General features: G+C 74.2%; 11 protein-coding genes. 2 read left to right on the top strand and 9 right to left on the bottom strand.

Annotated elements, in window-relative coordinates:
- Positions 1-64: 64 nt before the first annotated feature.
- The 3 genes from AC3RJ8_RS06495 to AC3RJ8_RS06485 all read right to left on the bottom strand — a co-directional run bounded on the left by AC3RJ8_RS06495 (position 65) and on the right by AC3RJ8_RS06485 (position 4,541).
- Positions 65-2,530, bottom strand: coding sequence for a ComEC/Rec2 family competence protein (locus tag AC3RJ8_RS06495; protein WP_489715094.1), 2,466 nt, complete (start codon positions 2,528-2,530; stop codon positions 65-67).
- On the bottom strand, positions 2,527-3,534 hold the full coding sequence (locus AC3RJ8_RS06490; protein WP_489715093.1) for a ComEA family DNA-binding protein: 1,008 nt from the start codon (positions 3,532-3,534) through the stop codon (positions 2,527-2,529). Before AC3RJ8_RS06490 ends, AC3RJ8_RS06495 begins: the two co-directional genes overlap by 4 nt.
- A 92-nt stretch (positions 3,535-3,626) precedes the next feature.
- Positions 3,627-4,541: a DegV family protein gene (locus AC3RJ8_RS06485; RefSeq protein WP_489715092.1), complete on the bottom strand. Its 915-nt coding sequence runs from the start codon at positions 4,539-4,541 to the stop codon at positions 3,627-3,629.
- A gap of 90 nt (positions 4,542-4,631) precedes the next feature.
- On the opposite strand from AC3RJ8_RS06485, the gene AC3RJ8_RS06480 reads away from it, so the two are divergent.
- Positions 4,632-4,811, top strand: coding sequence for a hypothetical protein (locus AC3RJ8_RS06480; RefSeq protein ID WP_489715091.1), 180 nt, complete (start codon positions 4,632-4,634; stop codon positions 4,809-4,811).
- 66 nt (positions 4,812-4,877) lie between these two features.
- Here AC3RJ8_RS06480 and AC3RJ8_RS06475 read toward each other — a convergent pair whose 3' ends face one another.
- Positions 4,878-7,358, bottom strand: a complete 2,481-nt coding sequence (locus AC3RJ8_RS06475) for a glycogen/starch/alpha-glucan phosphorylase (RefSeq protein ID WP_489715090.1) — start codon at positions 7,356-7,358, stop codon at positions 4,878-4,880.
- A gap of 164 nt (positions 7,359-7,522) precedes the next feature.
- Between AC3RJ8_RS06475 and AC3RJ8_RS06470 the strand changes: the two genes are divergently transcribed.
- Positions 7,523-8,302, top strand: coding sequence for a glycoside hydrolase family 78 protein (locus tag AC3RJ8_RS06470; RefSeq protein WP_489715089.1), 780 nt, complete (start codon positions 7,523-7,525; stop codon positions 8,300-8,302).
- Positions 8,303-8,307: 5 nt separating this feature from the next.
- Here the strand turns inward: AC3RJ8_RS06470 and AC3RJ8_RS06465 are convergent, their stop codons facing one another.
- From AC3RJ8_RS06465 to AC3RJ8_RS06445, 5 genes are all read right to left on the bottom strand, one after another.
- On the bottom strand, positions 8,308-11,691 hold the full coding sequence (locus AC3RJ8_RS06465) for an ATP-binding protein (RefSeq protein ID WP_489715088.1): 3,384 nt from the start codon (positions 11,689-11,691) through the stop codon (positions 8,308-8,310).
- Complete coding sequence (locus AC3RJ8_RS06460; RefSeq protein ID WP_489715087.1) at positions 11,688-12,449, bottom strand: DUF4194 domain-containing protein; 762 nt, start codon at positions 12,447-12,449, stop codon at positions 11,688-11,690. The genes AC3RJ8_RS06465 and AC3RJ8_RS06460 overlap by 4 nt, the downstream gene beginning before the upstream one ends.
- Positions 12,442-13,938 carry a DUF3375 domain-containing protein gene (locus AC3RJ8_RS06455; RefSeq protein WP_489715086.1) on the bottom strand — a complete coding sequence of 499 codons (1,497 nt, stop codon included), beginning with the start codon at positions 13,936-13,938 and terminating at the stop codon, positions 12,442-12,444. The genes AC3RJ8_RS06460 and AC3RJ8_RS06455 overlap by 8 nt, the downstream gene beginning before the upstream one ends.
- Positions 13,939-14,034: 96 nt before the next feature.
- On the bottom strand, positions 14,035-17,055 hold the full coding sequence (gene leuS / locus AC3RJ8_RS06450; RefSeq protein ID WP_489715085.1) for a leucine--tRNA ligase: 3,021 nt from the start codon (positions 17,053-17,055) through the stop codon (positions 14,035-14,037).
- A 51-nt stretch (positions 17,056-17,106) separates the two neighbouring features.
- Positions 17,107-17,769, bottom strand: a complete 663-nt coding sequence (locus AC3RJ8_RS06445; protein WP_489715084.1) for a vitamin K epoxide reductase family protein — start codon at positions 17,767-17,769, stop codon at positions 17,107-17,109.
- Between the last annotated feature and the right edge of the window lie 11 nt (positions 17,770-17,780).

The following is a 17,780-nucleotide window of genomic DNA, read 5'->3' as shown; positions in this document are numbered from 1 at the left end:
AACGGTTCGGGCGAGCGATCGAGACGCTCTGCCCGAGAGGACGTGGACCGTTTCCCCCGGCGGTTCATCGTGACGCGTCGGTGGCGTCGGCCCGGCCGACGCCACCGGTGTCCGCCGGACCGCGTCGGACCCGTCGCCGCCTCCGCCGCGCGCAGGCGAGCACGAGGCCCCGGTCCCGCACGGCCAGCACCGCCGTCCCGCACCCGTCCGTCCGCACGACGCGTGATCCGACGGCCTCGTAGAGGCGCAGCGCGGTGTCGGTGGGATGGCCGTAGTCGTTCTCCCCGACCGGCACGAACGTGACCTCGGGTCGCAGGTGCGCCGCCAGGTCCCGCGACTGCGACGCCGAGCCGTGGTGCGCCATCTTCACCACCTCCACCGGCCCGTCGGGGAACCCGGAGGCCCGCAGCCCCGCCAGCAACCGCTCCTGTCCCCCCTCCTCCAGGTCGCCGAGCGCCACCACGTCGATCCCGCTCGCCGTCCGCAGCACCGGGACGACGCTCGCGTCGTTCGCACCGCCACGGGAGTCCGCCCCGAGCACCTCCCAGGTCACCGTGCCGGCGGCACCCCGGTGCCCGGGCACGGCGACGCTGACCGGCACCTCGGCGTCGTGCAGCGCCTCGCGTGCTCGTCCGGCCGGGGCAGCCGGCTCGTCGAGGGGGGAGACGAGGGCCGCACGCACCGTCCGGCCAGCCAGCACCGCGTCGAGGCCCCCGACGTGGTCGGTATGGAAGTGGCTGAGAACCAGCAGGTCGACATGCTCGACGCCGAGCCGTCCCAGGCACCGCGCGGCGGCGTCGCCCGGTGGCCCGACGTCGACGACGACGGCGGCACGCGGTCCGCTGCGCACCACCAGGGTGTCGCCCTGGCCGACGTCACAGGCGACCACCTGCCAGTCGTCGAGCAGCCCCGCCGTGCCCGCGCCGACGACCGGCCAGCGCGGCACGACCAGCACCGCGGCCACGACCGCCAGCACCGCTGCCGCGGCCCACAGAACGCCGGACCGGCGCGCGCGAGGACGCTCACCTCCGCGGAGCCGGCGACGCAGCGCCGCCACCAGGTCTCCGACCGAGCAGTGCCAGCCGCGCGCCGGCGGTCTGCGCAGCAGTACCCAGAGCGCCACCGCCGAGGCGCCGGCGAGCAGCAGCGCACCGAGGGCCCCACCGGGCCACGGGGCGCTCGCACCGGGAAGGCCGGCGAAGAACCGGGCGACCGCGGCGATCCAGGCCGTCGCTCCCCCGGCGACCCACGCGACCGCCCCGGCGACCGCCGGCGCCCACGGTGCGAGCAGCGTGGCCACGAGGCCCAGCACCGTGGCGGGCACCAGGGCCGGCGCGGCCAGCAGGTTGGCCGGCACTGCGGTGAGGGGCAGCGCGGGATCGAGCAGGACGAGCACGGGGCCGCAGGCGGCCTGGGCGGCCAGGGGCACGGCGACCGCGAAGCCGACGGTGCGGCCGCACCACGGGGCCAGGCGACGAGCGAGCGGTCCGGTGAGCAGGATGATGCCCGCGGTCGCGGCGCAGGAGAGCGCGAACCCGAAGGAGCGCGACATCCAGGGGTCGGCGACGAGCAGCACCGTGGAGGCCACGGCGAGCGCCGGCGGACCGGCCGACGGCCTGCCGAGCGCCAGGGCGAGCAGCGCCACGGCGCAGGTCCACGCGGCACGCAGCACGCTGGGCTCGGGGCGGACGAGCAGCACGAACCCGACCGCCCCGACGACGAGCAGGCCGACGCGGGCCCCGCGCGGCACCCGCAGCACCACGCAGGCCACGGTGAGCGCGGCGACCACGATCGTGAAGTGGCTGCCGGAGACGGCCGTGACGTGGGTGAGGCCGGTGACCCGCATCGCCTCGTCGAGGTCCTCGGGCAACCGGGTCGTGTCCCCGACGGCGGCTCCGGGGACGAGCCCGCGGGCCTGCGGCGACAGGTCGTCGGTGACCTCGAGCAGCGCCGTGCGCAACGTCGACGTCGCGCGCAGGACGGCTCCCGGCGGTGCGGTCGTGGCCACGGATGTCGCGGAGGCGGTGGCCACCGTCCCGGGCGCGAAGGCCGACGGGCCCAGCCGGGCGTCGACGACGACCCGGGCCCCGTACCGTGGGGGCGCTCCCGGGGCGGTGACCTCGACGTGCCCGCGGGCCGCCGACCCGCTGCCCCGTGCCCAGACCTCGTCGACGGCCAGGACGAAGCGGTGCCCGCCGCCGAAGGTTGCCGGCTGGGGCTCGGCGGCGACCGTCCCGTGCAGGGTCGCCACGGCCTGCTCGACGGCGAGCTCGGGCAGCGGGGCCCGGGCGGCACTCTGCGCGTGCACCGAGGCGCTGACGGCGAGCACGCAGCCCGCGACGAGCAGCAGGTGGGCGGCGACGGCCCGTCCGCGTCGCCGGAGCAGCACGAGCGCCAGGAGGACGACGGCTCCGGCGACGAGCGCGACGACGACGTCCCGGCCGCCGCCCGAGGGGCTGTCGCGGGTCAGCAGCCACGCGGCGACCCAGGCCGCGAGCGCCGTCGGCGCGAGGCGCAGGTCTCGGGTCACCACGAGACGAGGTCACGGACGTCGGCCAGCAGCGCGGGCCCGATCCCGGAGACCTCGGTGAGCTCCTCGACGCGCGTGAACGGCCCGTTCTCCTCGCGCCAGGCGACGATCCGCTCGGCGATCACCGGGCCGACGCCCGGCAACCCGGTGAGCTCCGTGACGTCCGCGGTGTTGAGGGGCACGAGCCCGTCCGGCCGGCCCGGACCGCCGGCGGCGTCAGCGGCGGGGGCGGGGGCGCCCTGTACCGGGGGATCGTCCCCGGGCGCGGGGACGTCGACCTGCTCGCCGTCGACGACGGCGCGCGCCAGGTTCAGCGCGGCCAGGTCGGCGCCGCCCGTCGCGCCCCCGGCCGCCGCGACGGCGTCGGCCACCCGCGCGCCCGCCGGCAGGTCGACCAGCCCGGGGTCGGCGACCTCGCCGACGACGTGGACCACGACGCTCGCAGCGGACCGCGGTGCCGCACCGTCCTCGGCCGCCGCCTCGTCGTCCGCGGGCACGTCATCCCGGGGCACGTCGTCCGTGACAGGCGCCCCGCCGCCGTCGTCGGCCGACGTGCCGTCACCCGGAGCGACGGGCGCGCCGGCCGGGGCGTCGTCGGGCACCCTCGTGGCCGACGGTGGACCGACGGCGACACCCAGGTCCTCGACGTCCCCGTCCGACCAGATCGTCACGCCCAGGACGGCCACCGCCAGGACCAGGAGCGCGAGGCAGGCGACGACGGCGGTGGGGCCGGACAGGGCCCAGCGGCTCCGGGCGCCGCCGTCGTCGGCGCCGACCGGGTGCCCGTGCGCGGCGCTGTACGCAGCGGCCACGTGCCCGGCCGAACGCCGGGCACGCAGGCGATCGACGAGCTCCGGGTCGGGCTCGTCACCGGCCACGGTGGCCCCGGGGACCTCCGGCGCCACCGGTCGCGCTGGTGCGGGGGCCGCGGCGTCGAGGGCCGCACGGAGCGCCGCCAGGCGAGCGGCGGCCTCGGGCCCGGAGCTGGTGTCGGTGGTGGTCACGGCGCGAGGCTAGGCAGGCGCGCGGCCCGCCGGACGCCGTCGGACCTCCGCCTGTGGACGCTCGCGGCCGGGGACGGCCTCGGACGCCGGTCCTACCAGGGGCCGCCCGGTTCGAGGTCGTGGACGTGCCCACCTCGGTCGACGACCATCACCGCGAGTGCACCGGGCCCCACGTGCGCGCCCAGCACCGCGCTGACCGGGGTGACGACGGGGAGCACACCGAGGCGTTCCGCCAGCACGGCCGCGACCTCGGCGGCCCGCTCGGGGGCGCCCAGGTGGTGCACCGCGACGGCCGGACGGGTGGCGGCCCGCGCCCGGGCGACGGCGATCTCCACGAGACGAGCCGTCGCAGCGGTGCGGGTGCGCACGCGCTGCACGAGCTCGACCCGCCCGTCACGGAGCCCCAGGATCGGCCGGACGCCGAGCGCGGCCCCGAGCGCCGCCGCCGGAGCGGTCAGCCGCCCGCCGCGACGCAGGTGCTCCAGGGAGTCGACGAGGAAGACCGCCTCCGCCGAGGCGGCCACGTCCGCCGCGCGGCGGGCCACGTGGTCGGTGTCGCAGCCGGCCGCGGCGCACCGGGCCGCCTCCACGGCCGCGAAGCCGAGGGCCATCGCCGCCGTGCGCGAGTCCACGGCCCGCACCGGGACCATCGACCGCTGCCCGGCCCGCTGCGCCGCGGCGAACGTGCCGGACAGGTCGGCGGACAGGTGGACCGAGACCACGGAGCGCGCGCCGTCCGCGACGAGCTGCCGGTAGGCGTCGGCGAGCTCCGTGATCGAGGGCTGGGACGTCGTCAGGCCCTCGCCGGCTCCGATGCGGGCGGCCACGTCCTCGGGGCTGACCTCGACGCCCTCGCGCATCGACCCGCCGTCCGTGACGACGTGCAGCGGGACGACGAGCGGGCCGTGGCCCGGGCCTTCCCAGAACGCGGGGTACGTCGCGTCGTCCGCGGCGGGGAGGCAGGCGGTCGAGTCGGTCACGACGCGCACGGCAGGAGAGTCAGGCATCGGTGCGAGTCTAGCGATCAGGGCCCGCCGGCCCGCGCACGCGTGCTCTCCCGCGCGCGAACCGCGCCGCGTCGCGTTAGCGTGCCACCCATGCCCGACGACGCCACGCCCACCGCCTCCGCCGCGGACCGGGCCGTCGGAGGTGCACCGCCGCACTCCGGCCGGGCGCTCGTCGCCGTCGGCGGGGCTGCCGTCCGGGGGGAAGGAAGGCGCGCAGCAGGGCGTGCCCGACACCACCGCCCGGACCTCGACCGCCGGCACCGTCCCTGACACGGGGAGGGCCCGTCGTCGGGCGCCGGGGCACCTCGGCGTCCGACGACGGCAGCCTCGCGCGTCTCAGACGGGCGGCAGCACCTCGGCGTGCCACACCCGGTCCATGTAGTCGCGCATCGAGCGGTCCGAGGAGAAGAACCCGGACCGCGCCACGTTGAGCACCGCGGACCGGCTCCACGCGTCGGGGTCGCGGTACGCGGCCTCCACCCGCTCCTGCGCGTCCAGGTACGGCTGGTAGTCCGCCAGCACCATGAAGCGGTCCTCACCCAGCAGGTTCGACACGATCGGCTCGAAGACCGAACGGTCGCCGCCGGAGAACTCGCCGTGCGCCACGAGGTCGAGCGCCCGACGCAGCGACGGGTTGGACTCGTAGTACGACGACGGCCGGTAGCCCGCCTCCTGCATCGCGGCGGCCTCGGGCTCGGTGAGGCCGAACAGGAAGAAGTTGTCGTCCCCCACGAGCTGGCGGATCTCGACGTTCGCGCCGTCGTCCGTCCCCACGGTCAGCGCGCCGTTGAGCGCGAACTTCATGTTGCCGGTGCCGGACGCCTCCTTGCCGGCCAGCGAGATCTGCTCGGACAGGTCGGCGGCCGGGATGAGCGTCTCGGCGACGGTCACGTTGTAGTTCGCGGGGAACGCGACCCGCAGCACCTTCGACACCTCGGGGTGGGCACCGACCACCGCCCCGACGTGGTTGATCAGGGCGATGATCTCCTTCGCCATGGCGTACCCCGGAGCGGCCTTGGCGCCGAAGACGACCGTGCGCGGCACCAGGTCCCCGGCGGCGACCTCGCCCGAGACGATGCGGTCGTACAGCGTGATCACGTGCAGGATCTTGAGCGTCTGGCGCTTGTACTCGTGCAGCCGCTTGACCATGACGTCGAGCATGGTGCCGGGGTCGACCTCGATCCCGTCGCGGCGAGCGAGCAGGTCCACGAGCCGGTCCTTGTTCGCGGCCTTGACCTCGCGGAAGCGCCGACGGAACTCGGGATCGTCGGCCATCGGCTCGAGCTCGCGCAGCCGGTCGAGGTCGGTCACCCAGCCGTCGCCGATCGCCTCGGTGATCAGCTCGGACAGCCTCGGGTTGGCGAGCCGGACGAACCGGCGTGGCGTCACTCCGTTGGTGACGTTCGTGAACTTCTCCGGCCACATCCGGGCGAAGTCCGCGAGCACCTTGTCCCGCAGGAGCTGGGAGTGCAGCTCGGCGACGCCGTTGACCTTCGTCGCCGCCACCGTGGCGAGGTGCGCCATGCGCACGCTGCGCGCCGGATGCTCGGCGATGATCGACATGCGTCGCACGAGCAGCTCGTCGTCGCCGGAGTGCTCCCGCACCCGTGCCAGGAACTCGTCGTTGATGCGGTAGATGATCTCCAGGTGGCGTGGCAGCAGCCGCCCGAGCAGCTCGACCGGCCAGACCTCCAGGGCCTCCGGCAGCAGCGTGTGGCAGGTGTAGGCGAAGCAGCCCTGGGTGACCTCCCACGCCTCGTCCCAGTCGAAGCCGTTCTCGTCGACGAGGATGCGCATCAGCTCGGGCACCGCGATGACCGGGTGGGTGTCGTTGAGCTGGAAGCAGATCCGCTCCGGCAGCCGGTGCAGGTCGAACCCCTCGGGCAGCAGCTGGTCGATGAAGTCCCGCAGCGAGCAGGCCACGAAGAAGTACTGCTGCTGCAGGCGCAGCTCCTTGCCCTGCGGCGTCGAGTCCTCGGGATAGAGCACCTTGGAGATGTTCTCGGCGAACGTCCGCGAGCGGACCGCCTCGGCGTAGTCGCCGTGGTTGAAGATCTTCAGGTCGAACGCGTGGGTCGCGCGCGAGCTCCACAGCCGCAGGGTGTTGACCATGCCGTTCCGGTAGCCCGGGACCATGTAGTTGTAGGGGACGCCGAGCACCTTCCAGCCGGGCAGCCAGCGGGTGCGCTCGACGGCGTCGTCGCCCTCGCCGTCGACGTAGCGCTCCGTGTGCCCGCCGAAGCCCACCGTCACCTCGTGCTCCGGGTGGGCGAACTCCCACGGTGCGCCCGCCGCCAGCCAGTCGTCCGGCTTCTCGACCTGGCGACCGTCGACGAACGTCTGGCGGAAGATGCCGTACTCGTAGCGGATGCCGTAGCCGATCGCCGGCACCGACATCGTCGCGAGCGAGTCGATGAAGCAGGCGGCGAGTCGTCCGAGCCCGCCGTTGCCGAGCCCGGGCTCCACCTCCGCCTCGCGCAGGTCGGCGAGGTCGATGCCCAGCGAGGCGAGCGCCTCGGCGGCGATCGCCTCGAGGTCGGCGGCCACGAGCGCGTTGTCGAGCTGGCGGCCCAGCAGGAACTCCGCCGACAGGTAGGCCACCGCCTTCGGCTGGCGGCGGTAGTGGTCGGTGGTCGTCGTGATCCACCGGGCCATGAGGTAGTGCCGGACGGTGCGCGCCAGCGCGAGGTACTGGTCGTTGACGCTCGCCCGCTGCAGCACGGTGCCCTGGGCGAAGTTCAGCTCACGCAGGTACTCGCGGACGAAGCCCTCGACGGAGTGCTCCGGCGTGGCGATCAGGGGGGTCGATTCGGTCACGTGGTCGACACTACCCACGGCCCCGCCCCGTGTCGTCGGTTGACGCCGAGCCGACCCCGCACGGAAACATGACCGCCGCCCGCCGTTCAGGGTGTGGTGCGGCCCACGTCCTGCACGCTAGGGTTCCGCCGTCCCCCCTCCCTGACGCCGTGGAGCAACCTGCCGTGACCGGAGACACCCGACGCCGCCTCCTCGGCGCCCTGCTGAGCCTCGCCGTGGCCCTGACCGGACTGACGGTCGCCGCCCCGGCGGCCACCGCCGCGGACACCAGCCGTCCGACCACCCCGCGGGTCTCCCTCGACCGCTGGCGCACGCCGAAGCCGGCCGACTTCGCCGGGGTCCGGCAGTGGCGTCCCCGCGCCACGTGGACAGCGGCGCGCGACGACCGGCGCGTCACCGGCTACCAGGTCCAGGTCAAGTCTCCCGACAGCCGCTGGCACCGAGCCCACAGCCGCGCGTGGCGTTCCCCGGACAGGCTCCGGTACCGCGGCATCGTGCTCGGCCCCGGCGAGCAGGTGTGCTTGCGGGTCCGCGCCCGCGACCACGCCGGCAACACCAGCGCCTGGTCGAAGCGCCGCTGCACGTCCGCACCGTTGACGCCGCTGGAGGACTTCGACCTCGACCGGACGATCGTCCGGGACTCCGGTGCGGGGACCCACCCGTTCGCCGTCGTCAGCAAGCGGAACGGTGTGCCGCGCACCAGCGACCGGGTCACTGACGTGCGCGGCGTCCGGGTCTCGGTCCGCACCGGCCCGCGTGCCGGCCGGATGAAGGTCTACGTCGGCAAGCGGTACCTCGGGACGGTGGACGCGCGGTCCGCCACGACGCGCTGGCGCGGCGTCAAGCTCAAGGTGCCCGCCGACGAGGCGCGCACCGGCCGCCTCCGCTTCGTGCCCGTGACCAAGAAGCCGGTGAAGGTGCGGTTCGTCTGGCCGATCGGCTGACCGGCTCAGACACCGACCAGCGTGACCAGCCGCGAGCGCCCCGCCGCGTCCTTGACCGCCTGCAGCACGACGTCCACGTGCGGCTCCAGCGCACTGACCTTGTCGAGCGGGGCACCGATGACGAGCTGGAACCCCAGCCCGCGCCACGCCCCCACGGCACGGCCGGCGAACCGGGCGTCGGCCTTGATGAACGCTTCGTCGAGGAACACCGGCGCGTACCGCGGGCGCTCCGCCCCGGCGTCGCCGAGCTGGTAGCGCAGCGCCGCCCCCACGATGAACGCCACGAGCTCCTGCGACTCCCCGCCGGACTTGCCCGCGATGTGGTCGTACACGCTGACGTGGCGACCCTCGAGGTCCACGCACTCGGCGCTGATGCGCACGTGCTCGCGCACGTCCACCAGCCGACGCCGCTCCGGCGAGTCCGGACGGATCCGGTCGATCAGCCGCGCCATGCGCTCGTACCGTCGCTGCCGCTCCGCGGGCGTCTGCTCGCCCGGGTCGGCGGCCAGGTCGCGCAGCTGGCGGCGGAACGAGGCCACGTCGCGCGCCTCGGTCACCTGGGCGGTGATGCGCAGGCGATGGGTGTCGTCGCGGAACGGCAAGGTGGCCAGGATCGCGTTCACGGGTTCCATGCGCTCGCGGATCTCCGCGACCGACCGGTTCATGACGTTGCCGAGCAGCGTCAGGTCGTGCCCGCTGAGCCTGCCCAGGGTCCGCGACCAGCGCTCGGTGAGCTGGTAGAGACGCTGGTCCTCGATCTCGTCGAGGATCCGTGCGAAGTCGTCGTAGGACTCCTCGGGGTCGGTGCCCAGGTTGGGGTTGGGCCACGCGTCGCAGAAGCGCTCGAACAGGCTGCGCAGCGCCGCGCGCGCGGTGCGCCCGGACTCCAGCGCCTCGTCCCGGTCGCGCACGAGCTCGCGCACGACGGCCGTGGTCGCCTGCTCCAGCGCGGCGAGGGACAGCGTCTGCGGGTCCGACGGCGTCACGGCGGCCAGCGCGGCGTCCAGGCGTTCGCGCTGCGCGGCCGTCGGCGCGACGTCGGCCCGTTCGGCGCTCTCGACGGCGTCGGTCACGCGGTCGACGAGGTCGGTGATCGCCGCCCAGTGCTCGCCGAGCTCCCGCACGCGGTTCTCAGCGTCGGCGCGCTCGCGGTAGAGCTCGGTGAGGCGGGAGCGCAGGCGCTGCTCGTCCTCGGCGAGCCCGCGGACCGCGTCGGACCCGTCACGCAGCGCCTCGAGCCGCTCCGTGCGGTCCGCGACGGCCTGCTCCGCCGCGGCGACGTCGACGTCCTCCCACGACACCCGCAGAACCTGGCTGGCCGCCACGAACTCGTCGGTGTGCGCGGCCTGCCGCAACCGGGCACCCTCCAGCGCGGCACCGGCGTCGCGCAGCGCCCCGCGGGCCTCCTCGACGTCGGCCTCGATCCGTGTGCGGCGGCGGGTGTTCGAGAAGCCGAGCACCGAGGCACGCCCGGCGCCGCCGTGCGCACCGCGTGCCCCGTCGGACGTCTGGCCGGTGCGCGTGAGCGCCCGCCGGTGGTCCCGCAGCTCGGCGGGGTCGTCGACGCAGACGTAGGCGAACTGCTCGGCCAGACGCCGGGCGAGCCAGCCGCCGAACGGACCGGCCTTGACCTCGAGCCGGCCGGGCAGCGTCGACGGGTCGGCGTCGTCGTCGAGCGGCAGGTGGGTGGGGACGCCCTCGAACCGGACGCGCCGGCGCAGCGACACCCCGTCGATCGCCGCGCGGAAGTCCGCCAGTCGCTCGGCGTCGACGAGCAGGGTGGTGGCGAACCCGCCGAGCGCGACCGAGACGGCGTCGCGCCACGGCTCGTACTCGCCGCGCACCTCGAGCAGCTCGCCCACGAACGGCAGCTCGTCCACCTCGAGGCCCGCGGCCTCGGCCAGTGCGAGCCGCGCCGCGTGGTCCTCGGCCGGCATGTTGCCGCGCCGTCCGGACAGCGACGCCTGCTCCTGCTCGAGACGCGCGAGCCGCTTCTCGGCCTCGGCGACCGTCTGCCGCGCGGCGAACACGTCCTCCTCGTGCTCGCCCGCCCGTTGCGTGCGCTCCTCGACCAGGTCGCGCGCCCGGCGCAGCACCCGGTCGAAGTCGCGCCGCGCGGCGACCTGCTCCTGCAGGACCGCGAGGTGGGTCTCCAGGCCCGCCCGTGCCGTGCGGGTCTCCTCCAGAACCTCGGTCCGACGACGGATCTCCCGTTCCGTGGACTCGATCGCGTCGCCGCCCTGGCTGCGCAGGGAGGCGCGCACCTCCTCCAGGTCCGCCTCGGCCGACGCGATCCGTGCGGCGGCGGCGGTGCGACGCTCCTCGGCGGCGCGGTGCGCCACCCGGTTCGCCTCCTCCTCCGCCTGCACCAGCGCGAGCCGGCGGGCGTCGCGCCACGCCCCGAACACCGTGGGGCCGCCGGGCTCGCCCCGTCCACCGCCGTCGGGCACCCCGAGCGTGTCCAGCAGCGCGACGGAGCGCTGCGCGGCCTCGGCCTGCTCGCGCAACGTCCGCATCGGGCGCAGCACCTCGACCTGCCGGTGCGCCGTGAGCATCTCGGTGCGCACGGCGCTGAGCTCGTCGAAGTGCTCGACGGCACGGTCGGCGACCTCCAGCGTCTCGGGCTCGGTGAGCACCATCGCCTTGTACAGCGCGTCGACGGTGGTGATCGCCTGGCCGGCCTGGATGCGGCCCAGCAGCTGCATCGCCTTGTGCCCGTCGCCTGCGGCACCGATGCCGAGCGCCGAGTGCAGCCGCGTGGCGAACGCGACGTCCGTGTCGTACGGCGTCAGGCCGGCCTCGGTCAGCGCCGCGCGGGCGAACCGGCCCGCGGCCAGCGGCTCCAGGTCCCGCAGGTCGAAGGCACCGTCATCCGTCGCTCGCACGACGACGCACTCCTCGTTGCGAGTCGCCCCGCGAGGCACGTACCAGGCACGCAGCGCCGTCAGGGTCCCGCCGGACTGGTCGGACCACGACATCGCGATCGCCGTCCACGTGTCCACGCCGTCGCCGCGCAGCACCTGCTCACGGCTGGTGGTGCCGTCCGCCCGGGACTCGTCGAGCTTGCCGCGTGCGTAGGACAGCACGTTGCGCTGCTCACGCCCCCGCGCCCGGCCGGCCGCCGCGCCGTTCGAGGCACCGTTGAACGGCGTCGTGTGGCTCATCATGAGCGCGATGTAGGCGTCCAGCAGGGTCGACTTGCCGGACCCCGAAGCACCCGAGAGCAACGTCGCGGCCGGGGAGAAGCGCACCTCGTGGTGGCCGTGGTAGCCGCCCCAGTTGACGAGCTGCATCGACCGGGCCGTCCACTGCCGACCGTCCGAGGCGGCGGGGATCAGCCCGAACAGCGAGTCGTTCATCCGTGTCCCGGCCGGGGTGGTCACACTCATTCGTCCGCCTCCTGCGGGCTCGCCGCGGTGTCGTCGTCGGGCAGCGCGGGCGGCGCGGGGTGCTCGGCAGGTGCGGCGGAGGCCCCCCGCAGCCACTGCGTCAGCTCACGCAGCCGATCGACCGGCAGCAGGATCTCCACCACCGGCAGGACGCGGTACCGGCCGGTGGCGACCTCGTCCAGCACGCGCTCACGCGCCAGGGCCGCCACCGCGTTGTCGACCTCCCGCCGCCGTGCGGACAGGTTGGTCTCGTCGTGCGCGAGGAAGCCGAGGGCGTAGTCGGCCATCTCCTCGGCGTCCACGTACGCGGCCGCCTGGCCGGCGCCCTGCTCCTGGCGGAACCGGTTGCGCACGAACAGCATCAGCAGGGTCTCGATGCGCTTGTACGGCTCGTCCTTGAGCAGCACCGGGATGGTGAGCCCGTCCGAGCGGACCTGTCGCTTGTAGGCGATCTCGTAGTCGCGGTCCACGACCAGCTCGACGAACAGGTCGTGCAGGCGCGAGGAGAGCACCTGCTGGTGGCTCAGCAGCGCCTTCCACTCGAGCGGGTGGTCCGCCGCCGCGAGGTAGCGCCGCTGGAGGAGCAGCGCCAGCACGCGGCGGGCCTCGAAGGGCAGCACACCCGTGTCGCCCGGGAAGAGCCCCGGGTCGTCGTCCTCGACCGCCGGGGCCTCCACGAAGGTGTCCGACGGCGCGGGCCCCTGGTCGTCCGGCGCTTGCGACGTGCGTGGTTCGTCGACCGTGTCCAGCTCAGTCATCCGTCCTCCTGATCGGGGTGCGGGGCAGCACGAAGTCGCGGACCGTCCCGTCGGAACGGGTCGCTGTGACGAGCTCGAGCCCGTCCGCCGGGACGTCGCCCGACCCTCCGCCGTCGTCCTCCGTGGCGAGGTCCAGGTAGCCGAGCAGCTCCACCGGGCGGCGCAGCGTCTCCGGGCCGGCGGTGAACGCCTGTCCGATGCTCGACGGGCCGTCGATCGTCCCCAGGTGCGCCAGGATCTCGGCGTGCTGCGGACCGCCCATGGCGCGCAGGTCGGCGATCTCGTCGCCCGGGGCGAGCCCGTCGGACCAGTCCTCCAGGTCGTCCGGCGGGGTCTCGGGGCGCAGGTCGTGCAGCGCGGTCCGCAGACGGCCGGGACGTGCCCGCTCGAACCAGCGCAGCGGCTCCACCCGGGCCGCACGTCCCGACGACGGGAACCAGTCGGCCATGGCGGCGGTGGCCTCGCGCAGCGCGTCGTCGAGCTCGCGGTCGCGCAACGGGTTGTGGTGGCGGATCTGTGCGGTGACCGTCCGCGAGGCCCGCGCCTGCGCGGCCAGCACCACCTCGATCGCGCCGACGAGCTGGGTCCGCAACGTCTGCAGCACCACCCGGTGGTCCGGCGGCAGCTCGGCCGCGAACGGGTGGTCGAGGATCGAGCGGACCCGGTGCTCGAGACCGTCCAGCAGGTCGGGGTCGCCGAGCAGCTCCATGGCGCCGGCGAACGCCCGACCCTCGGGCGTGCGCTCGAGGAGGTTCTCCGAGGCGTCCAGGTAGTCGGCGACGACGACGCCGGTCGTGCGCTCGTCCTGACGCAGCCGCGTCACCATCTCGCGCTGCAGGGTGGAGATCGACTCCGCGACCCGCGCGAAGTCGGCCGGGAGCTCGCGCACCAGGGACAGCACATGGTCGTACTGCTCGGCCAGCCGCGCGGGCGCGACGGACTCCACCTCTCCCCCGGCCTCCAGCCGGCCCAGCTCCGCCTGCGCCTCGTCGATGCGCGAGCGCAGCTCGCTCATCCGGGCCTCACGGTCGGGACGGGCGTCGCGCGCCAGGTCCTCCACCGTCACCAGCAGGGTCCGGATGCGCGACTCGCTGACCAGCCCGCGGGTGCCCTGGGTGCGGGCGACGACGTCGAGCGCCTCGGCGGCATAGCTGGAGAGCCGGTAGCGCTCGGCGCCCGCGTCGTCGAGCGAGCGCACGAGCCAGCGCTCACGCACCCAGCGCGTGCACAGCACCCGCGCCGGGTCGTCGGGCACGTCCGGCACACGGTCCTCGTCCCCGGCACCGACCGCCGAGCGCAGCTCGGCCAGCAGGTCGTCGACCTCCACGTGCAGCTGCTCGGTGGCCACCGTGGGCCGGTCCGGCGTGAACACGCAGCGCAGCACCGCGACCACCAGCGGGGCTCCCGCCTTGTGCAGCAGCCCGAGTGTCGGGGTCGCGAAGGCCCGCTCCGCGCCGCCGAGCGCCGCGGCCAGACGAGAGCCGGTCATGACCGCTCACCGCACTCCTGGTCGTCCGAGCCTGCGGTTCCGCTGCGGCCGAGTGCCTCGCTGCGCTCGGCCCTCACCCTCCGCTGCACCTCCGGTTCACACGACAATGTTCACGAGCTTCGGCGCCCGCACGATCACCTTGCGGATCTCGGCGCCGTCGATCGCGCGCTGCACGTTGGGCTCGTCCAGCGCGGCGGCCTGCAGGTCGGCCTCGGAGATGTCCGGCGCCACCTCCAGCCGACCCCGCACCTTGCCCCTGACCTGCACGACGCACGTCACCGTCTCGGCCACCAGGTACTGCTCGTCAGCGACGGGGAACGGCTCGCGGGCCAGCGACGCAGCGTGCCCCAGCCGCTCCCACAGCTCCTCGGCGATGTGGGGTGCGATGGGTGCGACCATCAGCACCAGCGGTTCGACGGCCGCCCGCGGCACCACGTCCAGGCCGGTCAGGTGGTTGTTGTACGTGATGAGCTTGGCGATCGCCGTGTTGGGCCGCATCTGCTCCATCTCGACGCGGACGTCCGCGACGGTGCGGTGCAGGGCACGCAGCGTGTCGAGGGCCGGCTCGTCGTCCGAGACGACCAGGTCACCGGTCTCCTCGCTGACCACGTTGCGCCACAGCCGCTGCAGGAACCGCTGCGACCCGACGACGTCGCGGGTGTTCCAGGGGCGCGACAGGTCCAGCGGGCCCATGGCCATCTCGTAGACACGGAACGTGTCGGCGCCGTACTCGGTGTACATGTCGTCGGGCGTGACGACGTTCTTCAGCGACTTGCCCATCTTTCCGTACTCGCGCGCCACCGGGGCGCCCTGGTACGTCCAGCCGCTCTGCTCGTCCCCCTCGACCTCCGCGGCAGGCACGTAGGAGCCGCGGTCGTCGGTGAAGGCGTACGCCTGGATGTACCCCTGGTTGAACAGCTTGCCGAACGGCTCGCGCGAGCTGACGTGCCCCAGGTCGTGGAGCACCTTGTGCCAGAACCGTGCGTACAGCAGGTGCAGCACGGCGTGCTCGACGCCACCGACGTACAGGTCGACGCCGCCGGCGGGCCCGGCGGTGGCGTTGTGCTGCGGCCCCATCCAGTACTGCTCGAGGGCCGGGTCGATCACCGGCAGCGTCGCGTCGGTGGCGCCGTCGGCCGCCCCCGCGCCCCAGGTCGGGTCGAGGTAGCGCAGGTAGTACCAGCAGGAACCGGCCCAGTTGGGCATCGTGTTGGTGTCCCGGCGGTACTGCTGGGGACCGTCGCCCAGGTCGAGGGTGACGTGCACCCAGTCGTCGTTGCGTCCCAGCGGCGCCTCCGGCTCGGAGTCGCGGTCGTCCGGAGCGAAGGTCCGCGGCGAGTAGTCCGGCACCTCCGGCAGGTCGACGGGCAGCCGGTCGGCGGGCACCGCCACCGGGCGGTCCTGCGCGTCCCACAGGATCGGGAACGGCTCGCCCCAGTAGCGCTGGCGGCTGAACAGCCAGTCGTTGAGGCGGTAGGTCGTGGTGCCCTCGCCTGCGCCACGGGCCTCGAGCCAGTCGATGATCTTGGCCTTGGCGTCCGCGACGCCCAGGCCGTCCAGCGAGATCTCCTCGTTCGACGAGTTCACGGCCACACCGTCGCCGGTCCAGGCACCCTCGTGGCCCTCCGGCAGCCCGCCCGCGGGCTCGACCGTGTGCACGATCGGCAGCTCGAACGCCTCGGCGAACGCGTGGTCGCGCTCATCCCCGCCCGGCACCGCCATGATGGCGCCGGTGCCGTAACCCATCAGCACGTAGTCCGCGGTGAACACCGGGACGGTCCGCCCGTCGACCGGGTTCACGGCCAGGTGACCCGTGAACACGCCTGTCTTCTTGCCGGCGTCGGCCTGTCGCTCCACCGCGGTCTTGGCCGCCGCCTCGGCGCGGTAGGCGGCGACGGCGTCGACCGGGCTCGCGTGGCCGCCCGTCCAGACGTCGCGCGTGCCCTCGGGCCAGGCCGCCGGGACCTCGTCCAGCAGGGGGTGCTCCGGGGAGACCACCATGAACGTCGCGCCGAACAGGGTGTCCGGTCGCGTCGTGAACACCTCGATCTCCTGACCGGCACCGGCGAGGTCGACGGAGGCGTCCCCGGACCCGACGACGTGGAACCGGACGTTCGCACCGGTGGATCGGCCGATCCAGTTCTTCTGCATCGCCTTGACCTTGTCGGGCCAGTCGATGAGGTCCAGGTCGTCCGTCAGGCGGTCCGCGTAGGCGGTGATCCGCATCTTCCACTGGCGCAGGTTCTTGGTGAAGACCGGGAAGTTGCCGCGCTCGGAGCGGCCGTCGGACGTGACCTCCTCGTTGGCGAGCACCGTGCCCAGGCCGGGGCACCAGTTCACCGGGGACGAGTCCACGTAGGCCAGACGCTGGGAGTCCAGCACGTCCCGGCGCTCGCCCTCGCTCAGGGCCGCCCAGACGGCTCCCTGCGTGTTGTCACCGCCGTGCTTCTCGCCCCACGGACCGGGCACCGCGCGGGTGCCGGCGGCCAGCTCGTCCCGCAGCTCGGCGATGCGTCGCGCACGACCTCGCTGGGTTGTCGGGCTGCCGTCGGCCAGCTTCCCGACCGGCTCGGCGTCGGCGTCGTACCAGGAGTCGAAGATCTCCAGGAAGATCCACTGGGTCCAGCGCACGTAGTCGCTGTCGATGGTCGCGAAGCTGCGACGCGGGTCGTGGCCCAGGCCCATGCGGCGCAGCTGCCGCCGGTAGGTGACCATGTTTCGCTCGGTGACCAGGCGCGGGTGCTCACCGGTCTGCACCGCGTACTGCTCGGCGGGCAGGCCGAAGGCGTCGAACCCCATGGCGTGCAGCACGTTGTCGCCGCACATCCTGCGGAACCGTCCGACCACGTCCGTGGCGATGAAGCCCAGCGGGTGTCCCACGTGCAGCCCCGCGCCCGAGGGGTACGGGAACATGTCCATGATGAAGAACGGTTCGGCTGCGCCGGCGTGCTCGCCTTCGCCGCTCGTGAGCTCGCCCGACGGGTTCGCGGCGTAGAACGTGCCGCGCTCGTCCCAGCGGTCCTGCCAGCGCTCCTCGATCTCCTGCGCGAGGGCGGGCGTGTACCGGTGGGCGGGCTCGGAGGGTCGCTGCTGGGTCTCGGTGTCTGGCGTGCTCACGCCGGGGAGTCTACCGGCCGGGCCTCGCCCGCCCCGCCGGGTTCTGCGGCCTCAGAAGGAGCTGACGAGCGCCGGTCCCACGGCGAGCAGCAACCACGCGACGGCGACGACGTAGCCGATGACGAGGATCACCCAGCGGTTGCCCACGACGGCGCGCCGCAGGCCCTCGCTCGCCGGCAGGTCCCCGGACTGCACGGCGCGCACGACCTGCACCCACAGCAGCGGCCACATGGCGGTCCACACGATCATGCAGGCCGGGCACAGGGCGACCAGCACGTAGAAGCTGGTCCACATGAGGAAGAAGATGAGCGCCTGACCCAGGACGGTGCCGGCCAGCAGGCTCAGCAGGTACCAGCGCGGCAGCCGGGCTCCCGCGAGCAGCACCACGCCCGTGGTGATCACCACCGGGAACGCCGCGACCCCGAGGAACGGGTTGGGGAAACCGAGCAGGGCACCCTGCCACGACCCCATGGCGACGCCGCAGTCGAGGAACACGTTGATGCTGCACGACGTCGTGCGTCCGGGGTCCTGCAGCTTGAGGATCTTCTCGATCGACAGCCACATCGACCCGGCGAACCCGATCCCGCCGAGGACGACCAGCAGCGTGCCGAAGGCGCGGGTCGACAGCGTGCGCAGCACGGGCGCGGGCTCCGCAGGATCGAGGCCGTCCGGGCTCTGGGCGGAACCGTCCGTGCTCACCGTCGTGTCGGTCACGCGGGTGACGG

The organism is Isoptericola sp. MSGPD8_1_ISO-PGPR-S23-394 (assembly GCF_058072785.1).
This window is presented reverse-complemented; position numbering and strand designations above follow the sequence as displayed.

Coding starts and splice junctions, on each gene's coding strand:
- AC3RJ8_RS06460 (WP_489715087.1), bottom strand. CDS start 12,449: ATGACTGAGCTGGACACGGTCGACGAACCACGCACGTCGCAAGCGCCG.
- AC3RJ8_RS06485 (WP_489715092.1), bottom strand. CDS start 4,541: ATGCCTGACTCTCCTGCCGTGCGCGTCGTGACCGACTCGACCGCCTGC.
- AC3RJ8_RS06465 (WP_489715088.1), bottom strand. CDS start 11,691: ATGAGTGTGACCACCCCGGCCGGGACACGGATGAACGACTCGCTGTTC.
- AC3RJ8_RS06455 (WP_489715086.1), bottom strand. CDS start 13,938: ATGACCGGCTCTCGTCTGGCCGCGGCGCTCGGCGGCGCGGAGCGGGCC.
- AC3RJ8_RS06480 (WP_489715091.1), top strand. CDS start 4,632: ATGCCCGACGACGCCACGCCCACCGCCTCCGCCGCGGACCGGGCCGTC.